We start from the raw sequence: 24187 nt of genomic DNA, 5'->3' as shown, positions 1-24187 counted from the left end.
TTCCTGCTGGGTGAAGTCCGGTACTCGGCGCTCAAAAAACAGTTCCCTGAAATGGCGGAAGCTTTATTTGAGAAGACCGAAAAAGATGCTAAAGATCGCTTGGCTAGCTATAAACGCTTGGCTGAAACGAAGTAAAACAAAAAAAATAAATAAAGTAAGGCAAAAAGACCCTGAAGAAGTCGTAGGACTTTTTCAGGGTCTTTTGATGATTGCGCCACTAGGGACGCAATCTACTGTAATGAGGTGTTTTACTGCGGCTAACGCGTTTTATTGCTGCTGTTGTTTAAATTTTTCCTGGACTTGAGCTGTTAGTGCTTCAATCCCTTCGTTAGCGACTAGAACGCATAACCGTTGGCCTTTTTCTCCCTTTTCGTTGTAGACGGCGAGGAGTGCATCAAGATACTGGGCAATTTTGTCGGCGGGAACAAAGGATTCAAGTAATTTCCCGTCATAACTATAGCGACCGCCTTTACCGCCAATATATACATGGAAGCCAGTTCTACCTGTATGAATTGTCTTTTTAGGGCAAATACTTATACAAACGCCGCAAGCCAAACACTTGTCGGTGTCGATGACGACTTCTCCCGTATCCAGTGACATAGCTTTTGCGGGGCAGCGCCGTACGCAAGCGCCGCAGTGGATACAGTTACTTGGATCCACAATCGGTTCATGGGCTCCCTTACAGCCCACGTCATGGGCTTCTGATTTCGTACAGGCATTGGCACAGCCGCTAATAGCAAATTTCGTTTTTGCCGGAAGTTCTCTGCCGACAAAATGTTGATCGAGGAATTTAGCCAATTCCTTTGTATCTTCTAAGCCGTAAGGGCAGGTTGCCGTTCCGGGGCAAGAGACGACGGGACGAATGCGCGGGCCGCAGACCGCAGGCAGTAGTCCCGCTTCTAAAATAGCATTGTAGGCTTCTTCAAATAATTCTTCTTTTACGCCAGGAATTTCCATTCCCTGGCGAACGGTTACGTGAAATTCGCCGTTGCCGTATTTTTCGGCTAGATCGGCAAGTTTGCGCATTTGTGTTGCTGTCATATCGCCCGCTGCATTGCGGACACGCATTAATAATAGACCCTTTTGTCTTTGGGGAATAAAGCCGAATTTCTTATAATCTGTTTTTCCTGCCATGGTGACACTCCCTTTTATCATACCGCCTTCAGACGATTCCTATATACTCTGTTACTATACCATTTTACTATTTATAATGAAAATATTATTATCTTATGATTATGATAGAGAATCTTTATTGATTCAATCCTAAGGGAGTTTTAACAGGCGGTTCATGGTATAAAGGAAGTAGCCATAGAACACTAGAACGGCAAAGTAGAAAAATGAATGAATATCGCTATGGAAAAAAGTTCCCATCGTCATGACTTTCCACCTCTTTTATAAATGTTTTGCATATTAAATCAAGAGTAACTTAATAGCTTAGCCTGAGTATAGGGGATTACTTTTAGATTTTATTTTGAACAGACGATTTACCAATTGCTACAAAAGAAGCGGTAAGGAAGTGACGGCTGTGCGACGGGAAATCCTGTTGATTCGCTTAAGCTCACTAGGAGATATTATGCACTGTACGCCTGTAGCTAGATCGATCAAGCAGGCGTGGCCGTCTTGCTCAATTCATTGGCTTGTCGGCAGAGCCGGTTTTGATTTGCTTCGCTATAATCCCGATATCGATGAAATCATACTTTGGCCGCGTGAGGATTTTGATAGTGCGCTACGATGTCGAAAGTGGCGGGAAGCCTGGAGTTTATGGCAGCAACTGCGACACCTATTTCTTGAGCGCTTTTTTTATGCCGCTATTGACTTGCAGGGGTTGTTTTTAACGGGAATGATTATGACGCAAGTTCGGGCCAAGCACAAGATCGGCTTAAGTCATACGAAGGAAGGAAATTCCTGGTTTATGGGTGAAATTGCGGCGGCGGCGGGACCTGCCATCGTTGATCACTATCTAAGCGTACTGAAGCCGCTGGGGATTGCTGATCGCGATAGAAGACCTGTTCTACTGTTGGCAGCCGAAAATTATGAAGCAGCTAGGCTTCTCTTGGTAAGCAAAGGAATTCCTTCTGGCGAGCCCTTTGTTGTGTTCGTGCTTGGGACAACTTGGCCAAGTAAAAATTGGCCTGCTGCATATTGGGCAGAACTGGCCAAGGCAATGCAGTGCAGCGGGGAAAAGGTGGTTCTTTGCGGGGGAAGACTGGAGGTGGAAACGGCGTGTTATTTACAGCAGATGCTGGGACAGCAAGTGATTTCCTTAGTGAATGAAACGACCCTCTTGACTTTAGGTGCAGTTCTGGCACGCGCGCGGTTAGTAATTGGTGGCGATACAGGGCCTATGTATATGGCGGCAGCCTTACAAGTTCCCACTTTATTTCTGTTTGGCCCGACAGACCCGCTTGTTTATGGTTCTTTTGGCGAAAAATCTTTTGTAGCTGTTCAGCCGCAAGCTTGTTCTTTTTGCCATAAACGACGCTGTCCCGAAAAACATGGCAATTGTATGAAGGAGTTAACGCCTGAAATCGTTTTTGCAGCGATCCAAAAGATTCTTTTCGCAAAAAAATAAGTCTGGCCATTAAGGCACAGGCTTATTTTTTTGCGAAGAGTTATTATGACAATGTTTTTTATCATTTATTAAAAGGGGTTTTGCCATTTATCACGAAATTAGAAGTGATTTATCAAAAGGGGGATTACCATGTCTTTATTGCAGCAAATTCAGGTAACTGCCCAGCAAATTGCGGAAGCGATTGCCGGTGTTCTTGATATAGAAGTAACTATCGCTGATGATTCTCTCGTTCGGATTGCCGGAACGGGGTACCATTATGATACGATTGGTAAACAAATTGATGGGAAGTCAATGTATCATAAAGTATTAGCAAGTAAGCGCGAGTATGTCATCAGTGATGTAAGTACTGACAGTGAATGCGGCGATTGTGAGCGGCGCGGTGTCTGTAAGGAACTGGCTGAGCTATGCTGTCCCATTCTTGTTGGATCGCGTGTGATTGGCGTGATTGGTCTTATTGCTTTTTCACCGGAGCGACAAGCGGAATTACGCAATAAGAATGAGCGTCTCCTTACTTTTATCAGACATATGGCAGAGCTTTTAGCGGCAAAAGCGGTGGAAGTTGACAGTTTTAAGCGGGCTGTACTGTTAAAAAATCAGTTGGAGACAGTGATTAATTTTATATCAGAAGGTATTTTGGCCATTGATCATACGGCGAAAATTATCAGCATGAATTATTCCGCGGAAAAAATGCTGGAAGCTAAAGCTCGTGATTTTATTGGCTTTCATATTAATGAAGTATTTCCGGGGACGCCAATTCCTGAGGTTTTACGTGATGGCGTGGGTTTTACGAATCGGGAGGTCAGTATCTGGCAGAAAGGGAAACATCATCACTATCTGATTCATGCGAAGCCTATGGTGGTCGATGGTGTGGTACAAGGGGTTGTAGCGAGCTTTTGGGCCGCTAATGAGATCAAGGGATCATCATTGCGGGATCATCATCAGGCGCCAATTATGTTTTCTAGTATTGTCGGCAGCAGCAAGGCCTTAACGGAAGTAAAAACAGAAGCAGCTAAAGCCGCTTCGACTTCGTCCACTGTACTCATTATCGGCGAAAGCGGTACAGGCAAAGAATTATTTGCACAGGCAATTCATAATGAAAGCAGCCGGGCTTTTGGACCGTTTGTGGCGATTAACTGTGCGGCTATTCCGGAAAACCTTTTAGAAAGCGAGCTTTTTGGCTATGCCGAAGGGTCTTTTACCGGAGCGCGCAAGGGCGGCAAGCCGGGAAAATTTCAATTGGCGCAGGGCGGCACCTTGTTTCTCGATGAGATAGGCGATATGCCGCTATTGCTGCAATCCAAGATTTTACGAGTTTTGCAGGAAAAGTCTGTCGAGCCAGTGGGGGGCGTCAAATCAGTACCGATTGATGTACGAATTATTGCCGCTACGAATCAACCCCTAGAGGAGCTGGTGAAATCCGGCAAGTTTCGGGAAGATCTTTATTATCGATTGAATGTCTTTTTATTGACTTTACCGCCGCTGCGCGAACGAATTAGTGATATTCGCGAGTTAGCTCACTATTTTTTACATAAGCATATTTTGCAGCATGAAGAGCGGCACAAGATCTTATCAGAAGAAGCAAAGCAGGTATTAGAAGCCTATGAGTGGCCGGGCAATATTCGTGAACTAGAAAATGCTATAGAATGCGCTACAGTTCGATCGAGCAATGATTCCATTCAAATTGCCGATTTACCGCAGAAAATCGTTGTTTTAGCTGCGGCTCAGGCGACGAAATGTCAATGTGAATCGAAATTTCACGAGGAAAAAGAAGCGATCCTTGCTGCTTTACAAGAGTTTGGTTCGACGGTTCCTGGTAAGCAGCAGGTTGCAGCGAGTTTAGGAATGGGGATTGCCACACTTTACCGCAAAATGAAAAAGTACGGAATTCAGTGAAGCTGAATTATTTGATAAATGATAAATTTATCTTTGATTTATCAATATATTTTGATAAATCAAAGGGGGCTTGTAGACACACAAATCGGCAAAAAGGTAGCTTGCCTGATTTAGCGCATTCTTTTAAATGTTGGCATGTTTTTTGCAAATAGGTTATAGTAGATTAGTTAATTATGATATTTCTGCAATGGCAGGAAATCAAGTATTTTGGCTGCAGTAAGTGGGCGGCTGTTATTGAGTATGAGGGAGAGTGATAGTTGTGCTATCAGAAAAAATGCAAAGAGTTCGCGCTACATTAAAAGGAGAAACAACCGATCGCATTCCTTACAGCCTTTGGTCGCATTTTCCGGGAATTGATCTTGATCCGGTACAGTTGGCTGATGCGTCTTATGATTTTTATAAGAAGCTGGATCTTGATTTTATTAAAAATATGTCAAACGGCTTGTTTTCTATTGAGGACTGGGGCTGTGAATGTGATTTTAGCGAGATCGCTACAGGCGGTGTAGCCAAAGTAACTAAGTTTGGTGTAGAAAAACCAGAAGACTGGGAAAAGTTGAAGCGCCTTGATGTAACTAGCGGCGCTTTAGGGCGGGAACTGACTTCACTGAGTCGTTTATTGAATCATATGAAGGATGAAGCGCCTGTTCTTGTTACCGTTTTTTCGCCGCTGACAACAGCACAAAAACTATGCGGCGGTCAGTTTTTTACGCATCTTCGGACGCAGCCCGAAAAGGTGAAGGCTGGTCTAGAAATTATCGTGGAAAGTACAGTTCAGTTTGCGGCTAAGGCACTTGCTATGGGCTGCGCTGGCGTATATTTTGCCAGTCAGTTATCTACTTATGATAAATTGAGCGAAGCCGAATACAAGGAGTTTGGCGTTCACTATGATCTAAAAGTCTTAGAGGCGCTGCAAAAGCTTTCTTGGTTTAATGTAATGCATATTCATGGTGATAACATTATGTTTGATTTGCTAAAAGATTACCCGGTGCAGGGAATCAGTTGGCATGTATGGGAAACCGTGCCGGAAGTAGGCGAATTTTTGCAGAAAGCGCCGGGAAAATGTATTGTAGGCGGCTTAGAACGTTACCACATCACCGATAACTGCCGAGAGGATTTAGCAACTGAGATTGACAATATGGCTAAAATAACTGGCGGTAAACGTTTATTTATTGCACCTGGTTGTGTAATTCGTGCGCCTTTCAATTTAGAAACCTTGTTGTTTATTAAAGAGAAGGTTTTTGCGCAAAAGATCTAAGTCGTTTTTGACGGCAAGAAGAAAAAAAGATAAAGCCTTTTTGATACAATGATGTATCCTATATTTTACGGATTATTTCTTTGTTTTCAAAAAGGCTTTTTTTATAAGCGGACTAAAAGCTTGCAGTGTATCCTGCTTGACAAGTTGGTTGTTGGATGGTAAAATTTTTCCATTCAATTACTGGCTGAGTGGATAACCGCAGGCGAGACTCTTCTTAGGAGAAGTCTGGCCTTTTTCTTTTATCCTATTTCGCTAATAGCAATTTCGCATTTAAGGTTAGGAGGAGCATGTATGGATGTATCAAACGTAAATATTTCACAAGGTCTCATTGGTTTAATTCCGCTTGTTGTCTACATTATTTTAATTTTTCGCTATAAGCAGCCTGTGCCGACCACTATTTTTTGCGCGTGTATCGGCGCCGTTATTACCCATCAGAATATCTTTACTTTTAGTGATATTTTAGTCAAGTCGCTAGGTTCTTTTTTAGGTCTTGTTGGTCTTTTAATTATGCTGGGACGTGGTCTTGGTGAAGTTCTAACCGCAACAAAGGTGACACATACGATTGTACATAAGATTATTTATAGTATTGGCGTCAATACGCAAAATAAAGCGATTATCGGGATCATGGCCGCCTCTGTAGTGATTGTGGCGCTACTTGGCACTATGGCTGGCGGTAATGCCGTAATTGCCCCGATTGTACTTCCCATTGCCGCTGCAGCTGGTCTTACGAAAAGTACAGTCGGAGTTCTATTTCATGCTTGCGGCGAAGAAGCTTTGATTTTAGGACCTTTCAGTCCATCGGTGCTGATGCTGACGAAATTGACACAGTTGAGCTACCAGGAAATGGTTTTAAAGTGTGCTCTGCCTGTTTTAGCTGTAACCTTTCTGACAACTTGGTTTATGATCAAACATATTCAGAAGGTTACGAAGGGTGTTCATGATTATGAAGAGCAGCCGATTGCCAGTGATTTTACACCAGGAGCGAAAGAAAAACGTTCTACCTGGGTTTTCATTCTTTCCTTTATCGTTTTTGTGGCTATGGGCTTATACTGGAAAGCCAATACGAATTATATTGTCGTAGTATTGATGACAATTGCACTTTTGACTGGATTGTCGGCTGGTATGAGCGTGCCTAATATTACGCAGACCTTTATTAAAGGGATGGCAGGCAATTTACATCTGTTTGTACTTTTCTTATTCTTAGAACCGTTTATCAACTTTATGGATCAAGCGGGAGCCTTTAAAGCGGTTACAGCTTTATTGCAGCCGTTAGTTAATTATGGCGGACGGGTAGCTGTGCCGATTGTCGGCGGCCTTACTGGTACAGTCGGGCTGACTGGCGCAGCTGTGGCTGTACTCAAAATGACGAATGATCTCTTCGTAAATTTAGTGCAGCATTATCAAATTCCGATGACTGTATGGGCGGTGGCTCTTGTTGTTGCCAACAGAGCGACAAACTTCATTCATCCTGGTTCCAATATGTTTAGTTCCATGGGTTTTGCTAATTCAACGGATATGACCTCAATGATTAAAAACGGTTGGACTATTGCCGTTATGCAGCTTTTATTTTTATGTCTCTATTCCGTTTTGTTTGTATAAACTTATATAATAACGGAAGTCTTTTAAGTTCTTTCAGTAAATTTTACTGGAAGAACTTTTTTTGCAGGTTTTTTTTACGACGCAGTGAAAAATAGTAACAGCCAATCAGGTGGATATAAGGTAAAATAAAATTATGCCTGGAAACTATGGAAAAGGAGAGATGTCTTGTGTTTCATGATCTCGTAAGAAAAAATCGTAGCTACCGGCGTTTTGTGGAGGCAGAAGCGATTGGCCGAGAAGAACTGCTTACTCTTGTGGACTATGCCCGCCTAACTCCTTCTGGCGCGAATAAGCAAGCTTTAAAGTATTATATTGCTAGTGAGAAAACACTTAATGAAAAGGTCTTTCATACCTTGGCCTGGGCCGCCTATCTTAAAGATTGGAATGGACCTGAGCCAGGCGAGCGCCCCAGTGCCTATATCGTGATCGTGCAGGAAGCCGATTATAAAATGAGTTCTGTCTATGACTGCGGTATTGTCGCGCAGACGATTTTGCTCGGAGCGGTAGAAATGGGTTTTGGCGGTTGTATGCTTGGCAATGTGAAACGCGAAGAGTTAAAACAAGTATTGTCGATACCTGATAATCAGGAGATTTTGCTAGTTCTCGCACTAGGAAAGCCCAAGGAAGAAGTAATCGTAGAAGAGCTTGAGTCTGGCGGCGATATTCGCTATTGGCGTGATGAAACGCAGCGCCATCATGTACCGAAGCGGTCCTTGGAAGACATTGTTTTAAATTAACAAAAATATAATACAACCTTAATAAAAAGTCAGTCTGACAGGATTACACTAAAGGTGTAAGAACGTGCGGGCTGATTTTTTTTATGAGCGAGCATGTTATGAAAAAGAAAAAGCTGCCAAATATCTAAAGGGAGTGGATAAATTTGGAGGATAAAACGACATTGTTACAGTTTCTGAAAGGAAAGCAAGATCAGGTAACACGGCGAAATTTTCTAAAATCCTGCGGTTTGTCTGTCTTAGCGTTGGGGTTACCGCTTCATTTTACCAAGGAGGTTTTTGCGGCTGAGGAAACGCTCCAGTTAGAAGACCGCGCTTTGGCTGATCATATTACTTTGACTTGGGCCGAAGACCCGAAGACTACACAAACTATTTTATGGCGTTCCAAGGAAGCCGTAACGGGTGTGGTTCAGTATCTCAAGACAAGCCGTTACAAAAAACAAGGCTGGCAGGACGCGGCTACTATCCAGGCTATTTCTGATCGACTCAGTACGAATTTAGGTGATATGAATTTGCAATTTGTCACACTGCAAAAGCTTGTTCCTGGTACATCTTACACGTATCGTGTCGGCGATGGTACTAGTTGGGGCGATGCTTTTGCCTTCCAAACGGAGCCGGAAAAAGAACAAGCTTTTAAATTTCTCCTCTTTGGTGACTCGCAAAGCGGTCTTCCCAAAGAGCCTGAATATGGTCCCTGGCAAAAGACGTTGCATAACGCCTATGAAGCGAATCAAGATGCTGCTTTTATGATGGTCGTTGGCGACTTGGTTGAAGTCGGCCAAAATCAGTATGCTCATTGGAATCATTGGTATGAAGCGGCGAAGGGCGTAATCGAAAAATTACCCCATATGGCTGTTTCCGGCAATCATGAGACCTATGATACGGTACTGGAAAATCATTCGACGAAAGCGCTTTATTTTACGAAACAGGAAAAACTGCCCGGAAATGGTCCCGAAGAACTGCTCGGTGAGGTCTATTCTTTTGACTATGGCAATGTTCATTTTGCGGTTATTAACAGCCAGGAAAATGAAGAAGGCCAGTATGTACCAGATATGCTAGCCAAGGAAGCCCTTTGGCTTGATGAAGATTTAAGTAAAAGTAATAAACCATGGAAGATCGTTTTATTCCATAAAACCCCTTACTATAACAAAGCCACGCGGGCTAATGAAAATGTAAAGGCCGCATTTTTACCGGTCTTTGATAAGCATCATGTTGATGTTGTATTTAATGGTCATGATCATGCGTATTCGCGTACTTACCCCATTTATCAAGATTCTTTTGTAGCAAGTCCGGCCAAGGGAACTGTCTATGTGGTGACAGGTCGCAGTGGCAATAAATACTATACCGATTTATCAAATAAAATGTGGAATGCTTTCTTTTTCGATCCCCAGGCGGAGCCCAATTACTTGGTCGTGAAAGTTGATGGCGCCGTGCTGACCATCGAGGCCTATGAACAGAGCGGAACCTTAATTGATCGCTATAGCATTAATAAAGAAACAGGTAAGGATTTACCTGTTACAGTTTTACCGCAACGGTCTAACGATACGCGGCTTGTTATCTGGGGGAACCTGGTGCAAACCCCGCTATTATCAGCGAAACCACAGCAAATTGCAGGAAATTGGTATATTCCGCTTCGTTCTTTTGTAGAATTTATTGGCGGCGCAATCCATGCTGCTGGTGGGAAAGTACAAGCTTCTTACGGAAAGAACTCTTTGGAATTTGAGGCCAACTCGACGGCAGCTACTTTAAACGGACAGAGCAAATCTTTAAAATATCCACTCGTGAATCAGCAGGGAGTTTCTTTGTTAGCGGCAGACGATGTGCATAGTCTATTCGGTTTTTCTTATAAGTATGATGTCTCATTAAATATGATCTTTTTTGCAAAATAAGGAAGCTCCATTTCGAAGATTCGTTACACGCAACCTGCCTTTTGTCAGGAAAGCTTAGGCTTTTCCGGCAAAAAGCAGGTTTTTTTTGACGTTAAAGCGAATTTTCTTCAAAGCTTACTAAGGGGGTGGAGCATGATTTTAAGAACTGCTCTTTATGTTCTCTTAGGTTTTTTGAGTCTTTCTTTGGCCGGTTGCGGCGAAAGCCCCAGAGCCTATGTTGATTTTTCGCAGGGGATAGCACCGCAGGATTTGCAGCGTCAGGAAGATCATATAGAGAAACCGTTGGTCATTGCCTTGGCCTCGGTAGTGTCACCACAGGAAACCATCCAGCATTACCGGGTGATTGCGGCTGCTATTTCTCATAAAATGGGGCGGCAGGCTGTGCTGATTCAACGTAAAACCTATGCGGAAGTCAATCAATTGTTAGCCAATGGGGAAGCCGATGTTGCTTTTTTATCGACAGGAGCTTATAGCGCCTATCGTGGTATGAATGAAATTGAAGTATTAGTTATGGCTGAGTATGGCGGCACTTCCCTTTATCATGCTGATATTATTGTGCCTAAAGATAGTTCGGCTCGTTCACTCGCGGACTTGCAAGGCAAGGTTTTTGCGTTTACTGATCCGTTAAGCTATTCAGGGCACATGGTTATCGAAGAAGTGCTGCGTCCTTATCACACAACGCCAGAGACTTATTTTTCCCGCTATTTTTATACGTACAACCATGACAAATCGCTTTGGGCGGTAGCCAATAAATTGGCTGACGGAGCCAGCTTTGACAGTCAGATTTATGAATATATGCAGCAAAGAAGACCGGAATTAACCAATCAGGTGCGACTGATTGCCACAATTGGCTCAGCGCCTACGGGGCCGATTGTCGTGCAGAAGAAGCTAGAGCAGAGCCAAAAGGAAACATTGCGACAAGTGTTTTTAGAACTTGAAACAGAGCCAGAAGCAAGAAAAGCGTTACAGGGGCTCGTTACAGACCGCTTTGTAATGCCGCAGCCGGAACTGTATCAGCCGCTGCGAAAAATTTATGATCGGACGAGTGTCAGCTTATGAAGACCGTTTTTTCTTTAAGTCTTTACTATAAGATTAATGGCATTATGATTGCAATGGTGCTCCTTTTAGGACTCGTTATGGGCATCATTTTATTTCAGTCTACCAGTCGTCTTTTGGATCAGGAAATTGAGCAGCAGGGGGTGCAACTCGCTGAATCTGTTGCCGTTTTAGGTAATAATGATATTTTGCTCGATGATCGTTATGCTTTGCTAGATCTTTTAAACAAGACCAAAAGAAATAGTGCTGATGTCCGGTATATTTTTATTACCGATGCAGCGGGCCGGCTTTTGGCCCATACCTTTGGGCCAGTTTTTCCGCAAGGCTTGATTGATTCTACCCTAAAAATGCCGCAAGAAGCTTTAAATCCCGATAAAAATAATGTGACAGTTAGCCTCGATAGTGATGAAGGGCCGCTGCGCGAAATTATTTTGCCGATCGAAAAAGGAACAACAGGCTACGTCCATGTGGGAATGTCAGAAAAGCGTATGGCCCAGTTGTTGCAAAAAAGGATGTTCGAGCTTGTGGGAATTACCTTGATTGTTTGTCTGCTAGCAGCGGTAGCGGCAACCTATTTGGCTCGAATCATCATCCAGCCAGTAACGAGTTTGGCCGCTGCGGCGCGCGAAATCGGCCACGGAAATTTTTCGGTGCAGGCTGTGGGGCAAAAGAACGATGAAGTGGGTCGGCTGGCCCGTGTTTTTAATGAAATGGCCGCGAGTCTTAAGGCGCAGGAAGCAGAAAATAATCGTCTACTAGCAGAGCTTCGTAACAAAGATGCTATGCGAACAGAATTAATGAATAAATTGATTTGTGTGCAAGAGGAAGAGCGGAAACGAATATCCCGTGAAATTCACGATGAAACAGGGCAGTCGCTTACCTCGCTGTTAGCTTATATGAAGGTTTTATCGTCAAAATTGACGGATGAAAAGCAGCAAGAACTGCTTTTTGGCGCTAGAGAAGTAGCGCTCCATGTGTTGGAAGGATTGCGCAAACTAGCGCTTGAACTCAGACCGCCTATCTTAGATGATCTAGGCCTGTTTGCGGCTATGGAAAAATATCTTGTAACATTCCGCCGACATTATAAAATGGCTGTTTCCTTTACAGCGCCTGATGAAAAAGTCATCCTTTCTCATGATGTATCGCTAGCTCTCTACCGGATTTTGCAAGAAAGTCTTACCAATGTAGCCCGTCATGCGAAGGCAAAAACAGTAGCCGTTGTATTGCAATTGCAGCAAAGCGATATTGTCCTTACGATTACGGATGATGGGATTGGTATTGCCCCGGCAGTTTTGCAGGCGGCGAAACGCGATGAGCGATTGGGACTTTATGGCATGAAGGAAAGAGCGGAGCTTGTTGGCGGTGTTTTTACTTTTGAATCAGTACCAGGACAAGGCACGACGATTCGAGTGATTGTACCGCTACATATAGGAAGTGCAGGAAGTGAAAAGAATGGGTAAAATAAAAATTATTATAGCCGATGATCATTCCGTCTTGCGGGCGGGGCTGAGGCTGCTACTTAATAATGAACCAGACTTTACGGTGGTTGGTGAGGCCGCTGACGGCGAAGAAGTTTTAACGTTATTGGAAACGATTACGGCTGATGTACTTGTGCTCGATTTATCCATGCCTGGCATGGGCGGGCTCGAATGTATGAAAGAAATTGCCAGTCGTGGATTTTCTATTAAGTTGCTTGTATTAACAATGTACGATGAAGAGCAATATATTAAAGAAGCGATGAAAGCAGGCGCCCTTGGGTATGTGGCTAAGAATGCCGTTGATACGGAACTATTTGTAGCGCTTCGAACGGTTGCTAAGGGGCAGCGTTATTTAAGTAAAGAAAATGCCGAGCTTTTGCTTACGAGTCTGTTAACAGATCGATCACGGCAGGAAGAGAACGATCCCTATGTAATCTTAAGTGTGCGTGAACGGGAAGTGCTTAAATTACTTGTGCGCGGTTTTTCCCTCAGCCAGATTGCGGAACAGCTCTATTTGAGCGTAAAAACAGTGGATACTTATAAAACACGGCTTATGGAAAAACTGCATTGCAGTGAAAAAAGTCAGCTTGTTGAATATGCCCTGCATTATGGTTTGTTACCAGTGGGTAAGAAGATGTAAGAAAAAATCCTACAAAAAAATCAGCCGTTTACTGATTTAGATTTCCCGCTAAAAGTAAGATAATTCAGTTAAGTCTCTTGGCTGCCGCCGTCTTCTAAGAGGCTAATTTACTTTGTGGGGGGAAAGTGTTTATGGCTACTATGCCAGTCACACCAACAGCGTCAACAATTAAAATGACAAATATACGTTGGCGCATCATGTTTCTTGTCTTCATTATTCTTACACTCAACTATTTGGATCGGGTTAATATTTCAATTGCAGCGCCGTTGATCCAAAAGGAATTTAATTTTTCACCAGTAGAATTAGGCATTATTTTCAGTTCTTTTACCTGGGGGAATGTGCTAGGACAGCTGCCTGGCGGGGCTCTTTCTTCGGTGTTTGGCGCAAAGCGCATGTATATTATTGCGATTATTTTTTGGTCGGCCTTTTTGGCGATGACCACTCTGGCTACGACGGTAACAGCTTTTGTAATTTATCGCGTAGTTTTTGGTTTCTTTGAAGGAATGTGTTGGCCTGTAGCGTCGACGGTAGGCGCCACGTGGTTTCCTAAATCCGAGCGGTCGCGGGCTATGTCCTTGCAGTCTAATGGCATGGTTGTCGGTCTTGCCGTAGCACCGCCCTTTGTAACATACTTTATGATGCAGCATGGCTGGCGAGGCGCCTTTTTTATTTCCGCGCTCTTGTCGTTAGTTTGGCTTGCTTTCTGGTGGTTTACGATGAATGACCGCCCTGACAAACATCCGAAAGTCAATGCGGAAGAATTGGCCCATATTACGGAAGATGATGGGGCGGCTGAGGCTTTGGCCGAAGAACCGCTTTCCTTTATGGCTGCTTTGAAAATTGTAATGAAAAAGCCATCGCTCTATGCGGCCTGTCTCTCCAATGGGGCGCTTGTCTGGACTCTCTACACTTATACGAGTTGGCTGCCCATGTATTTGCAACATGAACGAGGTTTTACGATTGCTAAAACTGGTTTTGTTGCGATGCTTCCTTTCTTATTTTCCATGATAACAATTCCTTGCGGCGGCATTGCTGCTGACTGGCTTTATAAGAAAACAGGCAACTTAAAGCTTTCTAAAAATGTTCCGATTGTTAGCGGACTGGTAGCCGGCGGTATCATGATGATTCCAGCGGCGCTAGCCCAGGACCCGATGACTGGCGTAGTTTTGTTGTCATTGGGCTATTCTCTGATTATGTTTATTCTAGGACCACAATGGGCGATTCCGCCTGATGTAGGCGGCAAAAAAGCGGCTGGTTATGCCTGTGCTCTCGTACAGATTCTCAGCCATATTCCTGGAATTATTGCTCCAATTTTTATGGGGTATATCGTGCAGGCTACAGGTCATTATACGGCAGGCGTTCTTACGGCAGGTCTTGTAGGAATTGTTGGCGGACTGCTCTTTCCTTTCCTTTATCGCGGTGAGAAAGATCATTATCAAGCGCAATAGCCTGTCCTTTTAACAGCAGATATTTTGATTTTGTAAGATGGTGAAGGAGGACGGTCATGATGGTAGGAGATATCGATGCTGCGATTCGGCTGGTGCTGGCCCTGATACTTGGGGCAATTGTAGGCGGAGAAAGGCAGTGGCGGCGAAAATCAGCAGGACTTCGTACTCATGTACTTGTTTCTATGGGTTCCTGCCTCGTGATGATTTTATCAATCAACCTCTATCGTCAGGTACAAGGGTTTACGAATGCTGATCCGGCGCGATTAGCGGCTCAGGTTGTCAGCGGCATCGGTTTTTTAGGCGCTGGTACGATTATGAAGGAAGGGCTGACTGTCGTTGGACTTACTACGGCAGCAAGCCTCTGGATTGTAGCCGCGATCGGCTTGGCTGTAGGCAGCGGGTATATGATTTGCGCTTTGGTTACGACAGCTTTGTCTTATGCGACGCTTACGTGGCTCTCGCGCTTTGAGAAGAAATTTATTAATAACTGTGATGTCTATTTGACAATCACTTCTTTAGATCGTCCAGGCCAAGTTGGGCGAATTGGTTCCTATTTGGGTGAACATGGTGTGGGAATCAAGGATATCCGTGTGATTGAGCATCGTCAGGAGCAGCTTATTATTGGTATTGTTGTTTGCAATTTAGAAAATGATAATACCATTATGCAGGATTTGATTGAGCTTGACGGGATCGTGGAAGTAAAGCGGGATTCCTAAGGAGGTACTTATGCAACGATTTTTGCAGTTAGGCTGGGACTATTCGCTGCAGATTGTAGCGAAAGGCGATAAAATGAAGCTGCGGTTTTATCATCATCATACCTTGCTTCATCAGGTGGCTAAACTGCCCGATGGAGAAGCTGTTCTTGCCACATGGAGCAAGAATAAAACACTTAGTAGGATGCAAAAACGAGTAGAACGATATTTAATCTGTCTGAATCAAAAGGAATTACACAACAGACGACCGTTAAGTTTGGCAAGGCGCAGACGGTGGCCTTGTGCGATGCCGCCTGACCCAGTTGTGGAATATATTATTTTTTATGAATTGTGTCGTACCATTTATGAGCAGGCTCAGCCTGATTTTTATCGGTTACTTGCGGCGATTTTGCCGGATTATAAACGGTATCAGGCTTTGTTTCAGGATTATTTACTGGCGCGTACCTCTTGAATGAATCATTCGAAAGGAATCTTTACCCATTACTTGGTAAAGATTCCTTTTCTGTTTTGTCAGAAGAGGGATTTGCCAAGGAAAGCCGAACCTAATTAGTACGGTTTTATCATGACGATAACAAGGATGAGGGGGAGAAGGCTTGAGTGACAAAACATTTTTTTTGAAATATGGTAAAGAAGAAATGTCCCTAACGATTCCAGAAAAACAACTTATCTGTGAGGTGCTAGGCAAGGAATATCCGCCCCTGCCTGATGTAGTAGCAGCGGTCAGGCAGGCGATTCGTCAGCCGATTGATGCGCCGCCTCTTCGGGAAATTGTTAAACCTGGCGAGAAAGTAGTTCTTACCGTCAGTGATATTACACGGGCCTGGCAGAGGATGGATCTTATTTTACCTGTGTTGCTGGCAGAATTAAATGAAGCAGGCATACCTGACCAAAATATAACGATTGTGATTGCTGTAGGCGGACACCGTCAAAATACCATAGAAGAATGTAAGCTGCTCTGTGGTGAAGAGGTTTTTAAACGGGTAAGAGTTCTTAATCATGACGCTTGGGACGAAGCAAATATGGTTTATCTCGGTAAGACGAGCCGAGGGACTAAAGTTTCGGTGAATCGGATCATGGCTGAAGCGGATAAAGTGATTTTAACCGGTGGGATTATTTATCACTACATGGTTGGTTATGGCGGCGGACGTAAGAGTATTATTCCTGGCTGCAGCTCGATTCAAACAATTCGGCAAAATCATCTTTGGGCGCTTGGCCAACAAGACGGCAGCGGTTCGAATCCTAATAGTATTTCCGGTAAGACTTCTGGCAACGAATGTCACGAAGACATGATGGAAATTGCGGCATTTGTAAAACCTGATTTTATTGTGAATATGGTACCGACGCCTGATGGCAAGGTCGGTGGAATCTTTGCTGGCAATTGGATTTCGGCTTGGCAGCAGGGGACAAAGCTTGTTGATGAAATTTACGGCGTAGATATTCCGGCAAAGGCTGATATTGTAATTACGACAGCTGGCGGGTATCCTAAAGATATTAACTTGTATCAGACAGGTAAGACCATGGATAATGCCTGTTATGCCGTAAAACGCGGCGGGGTGGTCATTTTATTAAGTGAATGTCCCGATATTTATGAGCCACTAGAGTTTTCTGACTGGTTTAAACATGGTACGAAAGATAAGATTGAAACGGCTGTGCGCGACAATTTTGCAATTCCCGGGTGGGTCGTTCTAAAGGAAATGGAATGTAGCGATTTAGCTTCTTTTATTATGGTGACACGACCAGAAAATGTAGAACTTGTTACGAAAGCAAATATGACAGCAGCAGCGTCCTTAGACGAAGCTTTGGCTTTGGCAAAGCAACGCTCTTTGACTTCTGAGCCAACCTATATTGTAATGCCTCAGGGCGCCAATACAGTACCGCTTTTTGAGGGGAAGCCCACGATTGGCTGATCAGCTAATTTGGGTGCAAGAATTCTTCTTTCTACTTAATTTTTTAGGAGGCGAAGGCAATGGATAAGCAGAAAATTACAATTCCCCAGCTCAAGGTTAAAAAAGAAGCAGGACAAAAATTCCGCATGGTTACAGCCTATGATTACTTAATGGCATCAGTCGTTGATCAGACACCGATTGAAACGATATTAGTCGGCGATTCGTTGGGCATGGTGGTTCTTGGCTATGACAGCACTGTCCCAGTTACGATGGAAGATATGATTCATCATTTGAGGCCTGTCGTGAAAGGTGCGCCTCATACCCTGATCGTCGGGGATATGCCTTTCGGGTCTTATAATGGGACAGAGGCCGAGGCCGTAGCGAATGGTACACGGTTAATGAAAGAAGGCGGCGCTGACTGTGTCAAACTAGAGGGCGGTGAAGCTTTTGCGCCGGTCGTTAAGGCTTTAGTTCGGGCGGGGATTCCCGTTATTGGCCATATTGGGCTTACGCCTCAGACTGTATCACAGCTTGGCGGATTTAAAGTGCAAGGGAAAGACGCTGAGGCAGCGCAGCAATTAGTTGACGATGCGATGGCCTTGGAAGCAGCTGGCGCTTCGGCGCTTGTGATTGAGTGTGTTCCCGCGCCTTTAGGGAAAGTAATTACTGAAAAGCTATCAATCCCGACAATTGGCATTGGCGCTGGCCCGGATTGCGATGGTCAGGTTTTAGTAGCGCAGGATTTACTCGGCATGTTTGATCGCTTTGTTCCAAAGTTTGTCAAACAGTATGCCAATGTGAATAAAATTATGGTTGAGGCCTTGGAACAGTATGCGAGCGAAGTCGCGGCGGGAACCTTTCCTGGGCCAGACCACTGCTTCGGCATGAAGGAAGAAGTTCTTAAAAAACTCTATTAATAGAATAAAGGCCAAGAGAGAGGAGCGTGCCCATGAACGGCTATATTTGGGTCATTGCGCTTTATGCGTTGCTGCTAATTGGAATCGGCTTTGTTGTGACAAAGCGAGTAAAGGGATCAGCTGATTTCTTTGTGGGCGGACGAAAGTTTGGGCCTTTGCTGCTGTTTATTACTCTCGTAGCGCCGAATATTGGTGCCGGATCAACTGTCGGCGTGGCTGGCCTTGGCTATAAGTCTGGTTTGTCGGCGGTTTGGTGGATTATTGCTTCGGCGGCAGGCACGTTTATTTTGGCAGGCTGGGTCGGACCGGCATTATGGCGATTGGCGACGAAACATAATTTTTACACACTCGGCGATTATCTTGATTATCGTTATAACCGTAATTTTCGCGGCATGATTTCGCTGTTAATGGCGATTGGTACAATTGCCATTTTTGCTGGACAGCTTATGGGAATTGGCTGGATTTTATCGGCGGTGGCTGATGTATCAAAGCCTGTGGGAATTTTGATTGGCGCTGTCGTAGTGGTACTTTATTTTGGCGCTGGCGGGCTGCTTTCTGCCGCTTATGTCAATATTATTGAGGCTTCTGTCAAACTGATCGGCTTTGTTATTGCCGTTCCCTTTGTACTGTCTTTTGTCGGCGGCTGGAGCGGTCTGGAGATGAAAGCCGCTAGTCTTATCAATGACCCTGTTAAGACGGAAGCTTTTTTTAGTCTAGACGGTTTGGGGCTGTCGGCAATTATGGGATTTTTCATGATGTTGACACCGTCTTTCTTTATTTCACCAGGCCTTGTTGGTAAAATATATGGCGCGAAAGACGAAAAAACCGTGCGGATCGGCACGGCGTTATGCGGTCTTGTCATGTTCTTATTTGCGGTTATTCCTGTCCTGTTGGGGATGGTTGCTTCGGTAGTTGTGCCCAACTTGACAGAGCGCGACTTGGCGTTACCGACGATTATGAAGGAATGTATGCCCTTCTGGGCTTCGGCGCTAGCCCTTGCTGCCATTTTTTCCGCTGAAGTTAGTGCGGCTGATGCTGTATTGTATATGATCACTTCTTCATTTACGAAAGATTTATATAAATCTTTCGTAAATCCAGCTATCAGCGATGAAAAACTGCTTAAAAGCAGTCGAATTGTAACAGCGGCAGCGGGTGTCATTGGCGTAGGAATGGCCATTATGCTGCCCAATATTATTACAGCCTTGTCGATTTTTTACTCGCTCATGTCAGTTTCACTTACGGCGCCGCTTCTGTTCGGGTTGTTTTCCAAACGGCCAACGACGACAGCTGCTTTTATTTCAGCCGGAGCCGGTATTTTCGTGACAATTGCTCTGCAGTTTGGCAATGGCGGCAAAGGGCTGGGCATTTTAAATGCGCAATCAACAGCTATTTTGCTAACGATACTGATTATGCTTGCGATGATGTTTTTGGCGCCAGCAAAGGAAAAACGCCCAAGCGATGTGTAATGGAATTTTTAATAGTGTTCTAATAGGAGATGGATAGTTTGTTTCAGCGCATTTGTGCAAAGTTTCTTGTTTTATTAGCAATGGCTCTTTTTTTTGGCCAGTTTCCTGTCACTTCAGCAGCGACGCCAGCGGCAATCTTTCGTACAGGCGAAGTACATTATTTAGCTACGGAAGATGGAATGTTTGGTATTTTAGGCGATGACGGAATCAAATATCAGCCGATTAATTTGCCACGCCAGTTTCGTAAGGAAGGCGCTGTCATTGCATTTACGGCAACGCCCAAAGACGACACCTTTACTTCCATTATGTGGGGGAAAGTTGTGGAATTGAAAAATGTTCACTCGCTATCGCCAGATTTACCAAAAGGCGAGCGAACGGCTATCTATCTACTTCAGCAGCGTATGGATGCTTTTAATGAGAAGAATCTGGCGAAACTTCAAAATGTCGATGTAGAATCGCGGTCGTTAGCTCCAGCGCAATTTATGGATTGGATCGGCGGCTATGGCGGTTTTACCTTGCGCTATGTGGAAATTCTTTCGGCTGATTCGATGTCGATTACGGGATATTATGTTTATACACGCGGCCTTGGCAAAGAAATTCGCTGGTCTGACGGCTCTGAAATCGCCGCAAGCGCCTTTGAATTGACGCGGCGCAATGATGGCTGGAAATTAACTGGATCAGGCTCGGCTATTGATAAAATTGCCGATGTAGCGCCGCAGGATTTAATGAAAAAAGCCAAAGCAAAATATGGTACGGATGATTTGTCTACTCTATGGCGCTAACTAAACAATATAAAGAACATCTTAGGTTTCGGCCATGATTTGTCCCGTATAGGTTAAATCATAGCCGCCCATACCTGTTAGTTCTTTTTGGAATTCTTTAGAGCGCAAGATTGCGATAAGAATTTGAAATTCACTTTTGGCAATATCGCGTTTTCGTATTACGAGATCATAGCGTTCTAGGTGGAGAGGAATGAAGGAAATTTTCTCTACTTGGAGCGCTGTTTTTTCAATGCCAAGACCGATATCGGCTTCGCCGCGGGCAACCGCGCTAGCAATGGCAAGATGGCTTGTTTCTTCTTGTTCGTAGCCGTGAACAGATTCCGTAGCTATTTTTAAGAGACGCAGCTTTTCATCAAGTAGAACGCGAGCGCCCGATCCTGGCTCACGATTGATAAAGCGGATATCTTCTCTGGCTAAATCGCCCCAGTCGGCAATTTGTTTGGGATTGTTTTTGGCAACGTAAAATCCTTCAGTACGGCAGGCGAGGTTAATAATTTGAGTTGCTTGGCCTGGCAAGAGACGGCGAACGTAAGGTAGGTTATATGTATCAGTATCGCTGTCCCATAGATGGCAGGTCGCGGCATGGGCTTTGCCGCGATAGAGGGCAAGCAGACCTTCCATGCTGCCAGCATAGTTGCGTAGGCAGCGACAGCTTGGCAGCTGTTTTTCTAAGTGCCTTATAAGAATATCAAGCAAAAGATCTTGACCGCAAAGAATGAACTGATTTTCATTCTTTGCAGTCGAAACAGGCAGCGTCGCCGAATCAGTTGATAGAAGCGGCGGTGCTGTTTTTGATTTTTGGATGTATTGTTCTAAGTCAGGAGCTTCCACTCGCACTTTGCGGCCAATATGATAGGCGGGCAAGTCACCGCGTTTAATCATTTCATAGACAGTAAATCGGGATATTTTTAGGATCTTTGCCACTTCTTCTGGCGTATAAGAGATTGATTCTGCCATATAAGTCACTCCATTCTTGATCGGTAAAACAAATTATTATAAAAAGTTCTTGCAATTATCTTATAACAAATACTATAATTATGCCATAGTAGTTTTAGTTTGGTTATGTTTAGTTATGTTTGGTTTTGTTCAAATTTACATCATTGAATTCACTTATATTCGTTAAGTTATGATACGCTGTTGTGTCAAGTAACTTGTACGCTGACAGGCGGCAGTTACTTGATTTTTTATTTTATAGTACATTTACGGAGGCGATGAGTATGAACAAGAAGTGGATCGTAATGGCAAGTCTGATACTGGCGACTATGATTTTTACAGTCGGCTGTGGTTCAGAAAAAAAAGAAGCGCCGGCGGTACAGGCGCCCGCGCCAGTAGAGCTGAATATATCGGCAGCGGTGAGCTTAAAAGATGCGCTACTAGAGATTCAAACAAACTATCAGGCAAAGCATCCTAATGTAAAATTACTCTATAATTTGGGCGCGTCAGGTTCATTGCAAAAACAGATTGAGCAAGGAGCCCCAGCAGATCTCTTTATTTCAGCGGCACCGAAACAAATGGATGATTTAGCCGCAAAGAATTTACTGAGTCAAGGAACACGTAAAAACTTAGTAGAAAACAAACTTGTATTGATTGTACCGGAAAATTCTTCGCTTTCCCTTACAAAATACGAAGATTTAACGAATGACAAGGTACAGAAAATTGGAATTGGTGAACCGTCTGTTGTACCTGCTGGCGACTATGCGCAGCAAGTCTTCAAAAAGCTGGGCTTATGGGACCAATTAAGCAGCAAACTTGTTTTGGCAAAAGATGTACGGACTGTTTTAGCTTATGTGGAAACAGGGAATGTCGAAGCTGGGATTGTTTATAAGACCGATGCCGCTTCCAGTAAGAAAGTGAAAATCGCAGCAACAGCGCCCGAGGGAAGCCATAAACCAATTTTGTATCCTGTAGCGATTTTGGCGAATACGAAGCAAAGTCAGGCTGCAGCTGATTTTCTTGCTTATTTATCTACGCCAGAAAGCGCTGCTGTTTTTGAAAAATACGGCTTTACGATGAGTAAATAGCGGAAAGGTGCTTGAAAATCGTGAATTGGCAGCCAATTATTCTTTCGATTCAAGTGGCATTGTGCTCTTTGATCTTAGTTCTAGTTTTCGGCGTTACCGCCGCTTATGCAATGCGGCGTTGGAGTTTTCCTGGCAAAGCTGCGATTGAGGCTGTTTTTGCCTTGCCGTTGGTGTTGCCGCCTGTCGTAACGGGTTTTTTGCTGTTGCTCCTAGTCGGGCGTCAGGGGCCGATCGGGCGACTCATGGCCGAATATGGTCTGGGACAGATTATCTTTACGCCTTACGCCGCTGTTTTAGCGGGAATGGTTGTTGCTTTTCCCTTGATGTATCAAAGTACCAAAGCGGCGCTGCAAAATATTGATATGCGGCTGGAAGATGCAGCTCGCACGTTAGGCGCTGGTGAACTTAAGGTTTTTTTCACGATTACGCTTCCTTTGGCTTGGCATGGTCTCGTAGCTGGCATGGTACTTTCTTTTTCGCGGGCATTGGGCGAATTTGGCGCAACCATTATGGTTGCAGGTAATATTCCTGGTAAGACCCAAACTATCCCGCTAGCGATTTATTTTGCGGCGGAAAGTAATGATTTATCGACAGCTGGTCTGTATGTTCTGCTCATTAGCGGCATGACTTTTTTATTGATTTTTGCTTTAAATTTGTGGTCTCATGCCAAACAAATTGCGATGCCCTTTAAGGGGGGATTTTAATGCTGGAAGTTTCAGTTGAAAAGAAATTGGCCGATTTTACGCTGCAGGTGAATTTTTCGGTAGACCAGGAAACGCTAGTGCTGTTTGGTCCTTCGGGGTGCGGCAAAACGACAACGCTGCGCTGCATTGCGGGTCTTACTAAGCCGGATAAGGGGAAAATTATTTCTGCAAGAAAGGTGTTTTTTGATAGTGAGGCTAAGGTTTCTGTGCAGCCACGCAAGCGCAATATCGGCTATATGTTTCAGGATTATGCCTTATTTCCGCATATGAGTGTAAAGAAGAATATTTGGTATGGTGTAAAAGAGACAGAGATAAAGGCACAAGAATTATATGAAAACCTGTTAGATTTACTACGGATTCATTCGCTAGAGAGACGGGCGATTCATCAGTTATCCGGAGGCGAGAAGCAGCGAGTCGCCTTGGCTCGTTCTCTCATGGCTCAACCGGAAATTCTGCTGCTCGATGAACCTCTTTCAGCCCTTGATCAGAAGAGTCGCGCCGAAGTGCAGGAAGAATTGAAACGGATGCAGCAGCTTTGGAGCATTCCTTTTATTTTAGTGACTCACGACGCTGCCGAGGCAGAAGCGCTTGGCGACCGCATTTTATTTATGGAACAAGGGCGCCAAGTTGCGTTTTCCGCTATGGGTGCTGCCGTGAGGCAAGGATAATGTAAAAAAATTACCATGATACAGTTTTTATTCAAATTTCATTTATTGCGATTTTTTTAATATGGACAAATGTGCTTATTTATAATACTATAGAAGCAGATCCACTATTTAGTGAGCAACGGAGCTTAGATTTCTTTCTTAAGCTCTGTTTTTTTCTGCTTAAAACGAATAAAAGAAGGCGGGGATTGTATGAAAATTAGTGGTAGAAATAAACTAGCAGCTACAGTGAAGGAAGTTGTTAAAGGCGCGGTTATGGCAAAAGTTGTTATGGATTATAAAGGGAGTGAACTTGTTGCTGCAATTACCGTGGATTCCGTGGAAGAGTTAGATTTAAAACCAGGCGATCAAGTAACCGCATTAGTGAAAGCAACAGAAATGATGGTTTTAAAATAAAGGGGACTTTAAAAACAAAGAATTAAATCGCTTGGCCGACGCAGAAACAGAGCTGGATGTACAGCTCTGTTTC

Annotated in this window: 22 protein-coding genes; 20 read left to right on the top strand and 2 right to left on the bottom strand. The window is 44.1% G+C overall.

What is annotated here, in order from left to right; all coding sequences use genetic code 11:
* Window positions 1-267 precede the first annotated feature (267 nt).
* Window positions 268-1134, bottom strand: a complete 867-nt coding sequence (locus AC0NJP_RS13125) for a 4Fe-4S dicluster domain-containing protein (protein WP_474700084.1) — start codon at window positions 1132-1134, stop codon at window positions 268-270.
* Window positions 1135-1525: 391 nt separating this feature from the next.
* Between AC0NJP_RS13125 and AC0NJP_RS13120 the strand changes: the two genes are divergently transcribed.
* The 16 genes from AC0NJP_RS13120 (at window position 1526) to AC0NJP_RS13045 (ending at window position 20328) form a co-directional block, all read left to right on the top strand.
* On the top strand, window positions 1526-2572 hold the full coding sequence (locus AC0NJP_RS13120; protein ID WP_474700083.1) for a glycosyltransferase family 9 protein: 1047 nt from the start codon (window positions 1526-1528) through the stop codon (window positions 2570-2572).
* Window positions 2573-2701: 129 nt separating this feature from the next.
* The gene (locus AC0NJP_RS13115) at window positions 2702-4465 is read left to right on the top strand and encodes a sigma-54-dependent Fis family transcriptional regulator (protein WP_474700082.1); all 1764 of its coding nucleotides are present in this window, start codon (window positions 2702-2704) and stop codon (window positions 4463-4465) included.
* Window positions 4466-4724: 259 nt separating this feature from the next.
* Window positions 4725-5720 carry a uroporphyrinogen decarboxylase family protein gene (locus AC0NJP_RS13110; protein WP_474700081.1) on the top strand — a complete coding sequence of 332 codons (996 nt, stop codon included), beginning with the start codon at window positions 4725-4727 and terminating at the stop codon, window positions 5718-5720.
* Window positions 5721-6011: 291 nt separating this feature from the next.
* Window positions 6012-7319, top strand: a complete 1308-nt coding sequence (locus tag AC0NJP_RS13105; protein WP_474700080.1) for a permease — start codon at window positions 6012-6014, stop codon at window positions 7317-7319.
* Window positions 7320-7486: 167 nt separating this feature from the next.
* The gene (locus AC0NJP_RS13100) at window positions 7487-8056 is read left to right on the top strand and encodes a nitroreductase family protein (RefSeq protein ID WP_474039460.1); all 570 of its coding nucleotides are present in this window, start codon (window positions 7487-7489) and stop codon (window positions 8054-8056) included.
* Window positions 8057-8199: 143 nt separating this feature from the next.
* Window positions 8200-9942: a metallophosphoesterase gene (locus AC0NJP_RS13095; RefSeq protein WP_474700079.1), complete on the top strand. Its 1743-nt coding sequence runs from the start codon at window positions 8200-8202 to the stop codon at window positions 9940-9942.
* A gap of 132 nt (window positions 9943-10074) precedes the next feature.
* Complete coding sequence (locus AC0NJP_RS13090; RefSeq protein WP_474039458.1) at window positions 10075-11001, top strand: substrate-binding domain-containing protein; 927 nt, start codon at window positions 10075-10077, stop codon at window positions 10999-11001.
* Complete coding sequence (locus AC0NJP_RS13085; RefSeq protein ID WP_474039457.1) at window positions 10998-12458, top strand: ATP-binding protein; 1461 nt, start codon at window positions 10998-11000, stop codon at window positions 12456-12458. Before AC0NJP_RS13090 ends, AC0NJP_RS13085 begins: the two co-directional genes overlap by 4 nt.
* Entirely contained in the window at window positions 12451-13116 is a 666-nt protein-coding gene (locus AC0NJP_RS13080) for a response regulator (RefSeq protein WP_474039456.1), read from the top strand. The genes AC0NJP_RS13085 and AC0NJP_RS13080 overlap by 8 nt, the downstream gene beginning before the upstream one ends.
* 131 nt (window positions 13117-13247) lie before the next feature.
* Window positions 13248-14564, top strand: coding sequence for an MFS transporter (locus AC0NJP_RS13075; protein ID WP_474039455.1), 1317 nt, complete (start codon window positions 13248-13250; stop codon window positions 14562-14564).
* 59 nt (window positions 14565-14623) lie between these two features.
* Complete coding sequence (locus AC0NJP_RS13070) at window positions 14624-15280, top strand: MgtC/SapB family protein (RefSeq protein ID WP_474039740.1); 657 nt, start codon at window positions 14624-14626, stop codon at window positions 15278-15280.
* Window positions 15281-15290: 10 nt separating this feature from the next.
* Window positions 15291-15728: a YgjP-like metallopeptidase domain-containing protein gene (locus AC0NJP_RS13065; RefSeq protein WP_474039454.1), complete on the top strand. Its 438-nt coding sequence runs from the start codon at window positions 15291-15293 to the stop codon at window positions 15726-15728.
* A 142-nt stretch (window positions 15729-15870) separates the two neighbouring features.
* Window positions 15871-17184, top strand: coding sequence for an NPN-dependent 2-hydroxyacid racemase, LarAH10 family (larAH10, locus tag AC0NJP_RS13060; RefSeq protein ID WP_474700078.1), 1314 nt, complete (start codon window positions 15871-15873; stop codon window positions 17182-17184).
* Window positions 17185-17243: 59 nt separating this feature from the next.
* On the top strand, window positions 17244-18080 hold the full coding sequence (gene panB, locus AC0NJP_RS13055; protein WP_474039452.1) for a 3-methyl-2-oxobutanoate hydroxymethyltransferase: 837 nt from the start codon (window positions 17244-17246) through the stop codon (window positions 18078-18080).
* A gap of 32 nt (window positions 18081-18112) precedes the next feature.
* On the top strand, window positions 18113-19546 hold the full coding sequence (locus AC0NJP_RS13050) for a sodium:solute symporter family protein (protein ID WP_474700077.1): 1434 nt from the start codon (window positions 18113-18115) through the stop codon (window positions 19544-19546).
* Between the two features lie 38 nt (window positions 19547-19584).
* Window positions 19585-20328, top strand: coding sequence for a hypothetical protein (locus AC0NJP_RS13045; RefSeq protein WP_474700076.1), 744 nt, complete (start codon window positions 19585-19587; stop codon window positions 20326-20328).
* A 21-nt stretch (window positions 20329-20349) separates the two neighbouring features.
* On the opposite strand, the gene AC0NJP_RS13040 is transcribed toward AC0NJP_RS13045, so the two are convergent.
* A complete protein-coding gene (locus tag AC0NJP_RS13040) occupies window positions 20350-21285 on the bottom strand; it encodes a substrate-binding domain-containing protein (RefSeq protein WP_474700075.1) in 936 nt (311 codons plus the stop codon).
* A gap of 260 nt (window positions 21286-21545) precedes the next feature.
* Here AC0NJP_RS13040 and modA point away from each other — a divergent pair, with 260 nt between their 5' ends.
* From modA to AC0NJP_RS13020, 4 genes are all read left to right on the top strand, one after another.
* Complete coding sequence (gene modA / locus AC0NJP_RS13035) at window positions 21546-22349, top strand: molybdate ABC transporter substrate-binding protein (RefSeq protein ID WP_474039448.1); 804 nt, start codon at window positions 21546-21548, stop codon at window positions 22347-22349.
* A gap of 20 nt (window positions 22350-22369) precedes the next feature.
* Window positions 22370-23053 carry a molybdate ABC transporter permease subunit gene (modB, locus tag AC0NJP_RS13030; RefSeq protein ID WP_474700074.1) on the top strand — a complete coding sequence of 228 codons (684 nt, stop codon included), beginning with the start codon at window positions 22370-22372 and terminating at the stop codon, window positions 23051-23053.
* Complete coding sequence (locus AC0NJP_RS13025) at window positions 23053-23721, top strand: ATP-binding cassette domain-containing protein (RefSeq protein ID WP_474039446.1); 669 nt, start codon at window positions 23053-23055, stop codon at window positions 23719-23721. The genes modB and AC0NJP_RS13025 overlap by 1 nt, the downstream gene beginning before the upstream one ends.
* Window positions 23722-23910: 189 nt before the next feature.
* The gene (locus tag AC0NJP_RS13020) at window positions 23911-24114 is read left to right on the top strand and encodes a TOBE domain-containing protein (protein ID WP_474039445.1); all 204 of its coding nucleotides are present in this window, start codon (window positions 23911-23913) and stop codon (window positions 24112-24114) included.
* The last annotated feature ends 73 nt before the right edge of the window (window positions 24115-24187 follow it).

The sequence above is a fragment of the Pelorhabdus sp. sgz311002 genome (genome assembly GCF_056134285.1).
The sequence above is the reverse complement of the archived record's forward strand: the minus strand, read 5'-3'. Positions and strand labels throughout refer to the sequence as shown.

Coding starts and splice junctions, on each gene's coding strand:
- AC0NJP_RS13125 (WP_474700084.1), bottom strand. CDS start 1,134: ATGGCAGGAAAAACAGATTATAAGAAATTCGGCTTTATTCCCCAAAGA.
- AC0NJP_RS13115 (WP_474700082.1), top strand. CDS start 2,702: ATGTCTTTATTGCAGCAAATTCAGGTAACTGCCCAGCAAATTGCGGAA.
- AC0NJP_RS13105 (WP_474700080.1), top strand. CDS start 6,012: ATGGATGTATCAAACGTAAATATTTCACAAGGTCTCATTGGTTTAATT.
- AC0NJP_RS13090 (WP_474039458.1), top strand. CDS start 10,075: ATGATTTTAAGAACTGCTCTTTATGTTCTCTTAGGTTTTTTGAGTCTT.
- AC0NJP_RS13085 (WP_474039457.1), top strand. CDS start 10,998: ATGAAGACCGTTTTTTCTTTAAGTCTTTACTATAAGATTAATGGCATT.
- AC0NJP_RS13080 (WP_474039456.1), top strand. CDS start 12,451: ATGGGTAAAATAAAAATTATTATAGCCGATGATCATTCCGTCTTGCGG.
- AC0NJP_RS13075 (WP_474039455.1), top strand. CDS start 13,248: ATGGCTACTATGCCAGTCACACCAACAGCGTCAACAATTAAAATGACA.
- AC0NJP_RS13070 (WP_474039740.1), top strand. CDS start 14,624: ATGGTAGGAGATATCGATGCTGCGATTCGGCTGGTGCTGGCCCTGATA.
- AC0NJP_RS13065 (WP_474039454.1), top strand. CDS start 15,291: ATGCAACGATTTTTGCAGTTAGGCTGGGACTATTCGCTGCAGATTGTA.
- panB (WP_474039452.1), top strand. CDS start 17,244: ATGGATAAGCAGAAAATTACAATTCCCCAGCTCAAGGTTAAAAAAGAA.
- AC0NJP_RS13050 (WP_474700077.1), top strand. CDS start 18,113: ATGAACGGCTATATTTGGGTCATTGCGCTTTATGCGTTGCTGCTAATT.
- AC0NJP_RS13040 (WP_474700075.1), bottom strand. CDS start 21,285: ATGGCAGAATCAATCTCTTATACGCCAGAAGAAGTGGCAAAGATCCTA.
- modA (WP_474039448.1), top strand. CDS start 21,546: ATGAACAAGAAGTGGATCGTAATGGCAAGTCTGATACTGGCGACTATG.
- AC0NJP_RS13025 (WP_474039446.1), top strand. CDS start 23,053: ATGCTGGAAGTTTCAGTTGAAAAGAAATTGGCCGATTTTACGCTGCAG.
- AC0NJP_RS13020 (WP_474039445.1), top strand. CDS start 23,911: ATGAAAATTAGTGGTAGAAATAAACTAGCAGCTACAGTGAAGGAAGTT.